At 50.2% G+C, this 2,985-nt stretch carries 5 protein-coding genes; all 5 read left to right on the forward strand.

Annotated features, from left to right (window positions below; genetic code table 11):
* Nucleotides 1–249: 249 nt before the first annotated feature.
* The 5 genes from K7397_RS21065 (at nucleotide 250) to K7397_RS21085 (ending at nucleotide 2,812) form a co-directional block, all read left to right on the forward strand.
* The gene (locus K7397_RS21065) at nucleotides 250–654 is read left to right on the forward strand and encodes a YybH family protein (protein WP_223070542.1); all 405 of its coding nucleotides are present in this window, start codon (nucleotides 250–252) and stop codon (nucleotides 652–654) included.
* A gap of 99 nt (nucleotides 655–753) precedes the next feature.
* Entirely contained in the window at nucleotides 754–1,518 is a 765-nt protein-coding gene (locus tag K7397_RS21070; protein ID WP_223070538.1) for a DUF1361 domain-containing protein, read from the forward strand.
* Nucleotides 1,519–1,607: 89 nt separating this feature from the next.
* The gene (locus tag K7397_RS21075) at nucleotides 1,608–1,895 is read left to right on the forward strand and encodes a Dabb family protein (protein ID WP_223070539.1); all 288 of its coding nucleotides are present in this window, start codon (nucleotides 1,608–1,610) and stop codon (nucleotides 1,893–1,895) included.
* Between the two features lie 33 nt (nucleotides 1,896–1,928).
* Nucleotides 1,929–2,351: a DUF86 domain-containing protein gene (locus tag K7397_RS21080; RefSeq protein WP_223070540.1), complete on the forward strand. Its 423-nt coding sequence runs from the start codon at nucleotides 1,929–1,931 to the stop codon at nucleotides 2,349–2,351.
* Nucleotides 2,352–2,458: 107 nt separating this feature from the next.
* A complete protein-coding gene (locus K7397_RS21085) occupies nucleotides 2,459–2,812 on the forward strand; it encodes a YtxH domain-containing protein (RefSeq protein WP_223070541.1) in 354 nt (117 codons plus the stop codon).
* Nucleotides 2,813–2,985: the final 173 nt, after the last annotated feature.

The following is a 2,985-nucleotide window of genomic DNA, read 5'->3' on the forward strand; positions in this document are numbered from 1 at the left end:
CAGGGAAAGCTGGCCAAACTGGATTGGTACATCCTGCAAAGACTGACCCGATGGTATGCCAAGAAGAGACAGCGAAAGAAGTGGATGAGCTCGTTTGCCGAAGTAAAGTTCATGACCAACCAGCTCGGACTAAAGACGCTCTTGTGATCTGCATGCACATGAATGACGAACATCGGAAAGCCGTATGAGGGAAAACCTCACGTACGGTTTGATGAGGAGGGGCAGAACTTTCTGCCCTTTACTCTAGCCATGGGAAAGGAAGATGTTGTTTTGGACTGGAATGCCTTGCTGGAACAATACATAGCAGCAACGAATACTCATCATTTTGACCAGGTGGAAAAGCTGCTTAGCCCCCGGGCGGTTTACTGGTTCTCGGATAAGACCTGCGCCACCTTGCCGGAAATCCGCGATTATTTCGAACAGGCCTGGCGCACCGTTGATAATGAGCTATATTCCATAAGCGATGTAGTATGGATTGCGGAGAATGAGCACAGTGCCGTTTGCTTGTACACTTACCATTGGGAAGGATATGTCTCCGGCACCTTCGTATCCGGAAGCGGCAGAGGCACGAATGTTTTTGCGAAAGAAGACGACGGATCCCGGAAGCTGATTCACGAGCATCTGAGCGCGAGTCCCCGCCAAACAGGAGTTTGAAATCTGCTTCAAGGAAGGGAACCTGAGTCCTTCGAAACTAATCGTCAGTGTCAGCCGTTATGATAGTATAAACGTGCAATACTGCTTAAGGAGGCTGTTATGAAGCGATTGGCGGAACTGAATTATCCTGCAAAATGCTATGCTCTGCTCGCACTGGGCCTTCTGACGGCTGCCGGCCTCAAGCTGGTGTTCGACCTGCAGCTTTTGTCAGGACGGCGTCCTTATATGTTTATGTTCTGGAATGTTTTTCTGGCTTGGCTGCCGGTCCTGTTCATGCTTGGCCTGGATGGAGCCTTTCTGCTTCGGAGCGCTCCTCTCCGGAAGATCATGATACTGGTCTTCGGAGCCTTATGGCTCGGGTTCTATCCTAATGCGGCGTATCTCGTTACCGATCTGCTGCATATGTTCGCCAATTATCAGTTTGACCAACGCTCTCGGTTTTGGCAGGAGCTCCCGTTCTGGAATCATCTCCTGGCCCTGCTGCTGACTTCCGTTCTGGGGCTTTTGCTTGGGGCATTTTCACTGCACTCCGTTCATCAGCTCGTAAGCCGCTCCCTCGGGCGTCTGGCGGGCTGGATGTTTGCGCTCGCCATACTTGCCCTCAGCAGCTTTGGCATTTATATGGGCAGATTTGTCCGCTGGAACAGCTGGGATATTCTGACCAGCCCAGCGATGATGGCAAGGGATTTGCTGGGTCTGGCAACGGATGCTGCGCAGCTTGCGCATGCCATCTCTTTTTGCGGCAGAATGTTTGCCTTGACAGCATTGACATATTTGGCGCTGTACGCGTTCACGGGTTTAAAAGGCAACAGCCCCGGCAAAATGCTCTCCGGCCAGAACGAAGGGCAGTCCGGGCGCCCATGAATGCACGATTATTATAGCAAGCTGTTAAAGGGGTATGTTATATTTTGAAAATAGAAAGGTCCACATTATGAGAAAAGGAAGCGGTAAACATGATCAAACATATCGTATTGTTTAAGCTAAAAGATAATTCGCCGTCGAGCGTGGAGAGAACAATGGCTGTACTGAAAGCGATGGAAGGCAAAGTGGAGCAGCTTGTTGATTTTCATATTGGTAAAAATATCGTCGATACTCCGCGTTCCTATGACATTTCACTGGAAGCAACCTTCCGTTCGCTTGAAGACCTGCAAGGGTATCAGGTGCATCCCGAACATAAGAAAGTGATTGAACACATGACGGAGGCACGGGAATCCCAAACTGTCGTTGATTACGAATTTTAATCGGGTGATACAGGATATAAGGGGGAGCCGTCTGTGTATTATGTGAACCGGGAACAAATCGATCTGAGGCTGAGCGTTCTGCCGGATATGATCGAGGTGCTGGACAAGGCTTCGCAAGGCGATCCGGATGATCTGCTGTGCCGGTTTGCGAAGGAAAGGGCCTTGCATCTCGCCCTTGAAGCGGTCACCGATGTGGGAAGCTGCCTGATTGACGGCTTTATCATGAGAGATCCGAGCAGCTATGAGGATATCATTGATATTATTCACGAGGAAAAGGTAATCGATGAAGAACTGTTCCCTGTGCTGAAAGCGCTTGTTCGCCTGCGCAAACCGCTCGTGCAGGATTACTACTTGCAGACAGCAAGCGGCACGGCTTCGATTGCGGGATTGTCCTCGGCTCTGGCCCGATTTGCAAAGCAGGTGCAGGAATATCTGGATCGTGAACTTGCCCGTTAAAAATTTGATTTTATTTGTGACCTGACAAGCCCAACCTGCTTATAATGAATTAAACATTAGGCATTCGCCCGGAAACGGAAGGCGACGCCAATAAGGAGAGATGAATCATGGGCAAACCAAGTAAAAGCTTTTTGTGGGGTACTGTGATCGGAGCCGTAGCCGGATCGGTAACTGCGCTGTTGTTTGCGCCAAAGCCGGGCAAGGAGCTGCGTAAGGATATTGCCGAAGGCGCCCGTACAGCCGCTGAAAAAACACATGTGGCCGCTGAGAAATTGGGAGAGCACAGCGCTGAGCTCTACTCCCGCTTCAAGGATGCAACGGAAGGCCTTATTCGTGATGTCCAATCGCGTTTCGTCAAGGAAACGGAAGCCGATAAAGAAGAGGCAGTGGTCTCTTCCGAAGATACCGAAGATGACATCGTGGACGAGAAAGAAGCAGCCGCAGAGATCGTCGCCAAATAAGTTCAATATCCAGACAAAAAAGGTCTCCGGCTGGAGGCCTTTTTAAATAGTGGCTTAAGCCAGTTGAGCTCGCGAAGCGTGCGAAACAAAAATCCACCCGCTATGCGGGTGGTGTAGTCCAGGCTTATAGCAAAAAACCACCTGATGCGAACGTTATAATAGAGTTGTTCAAG

The organism is Paenibacillus caui (genome assembly GCF_019904135.1).
Lineage (GTDB): Bacteria > Bacillota > Bacilli > Paenibacillales > Paenibacillaceae > Fontibacillus > Fontibacillus caui.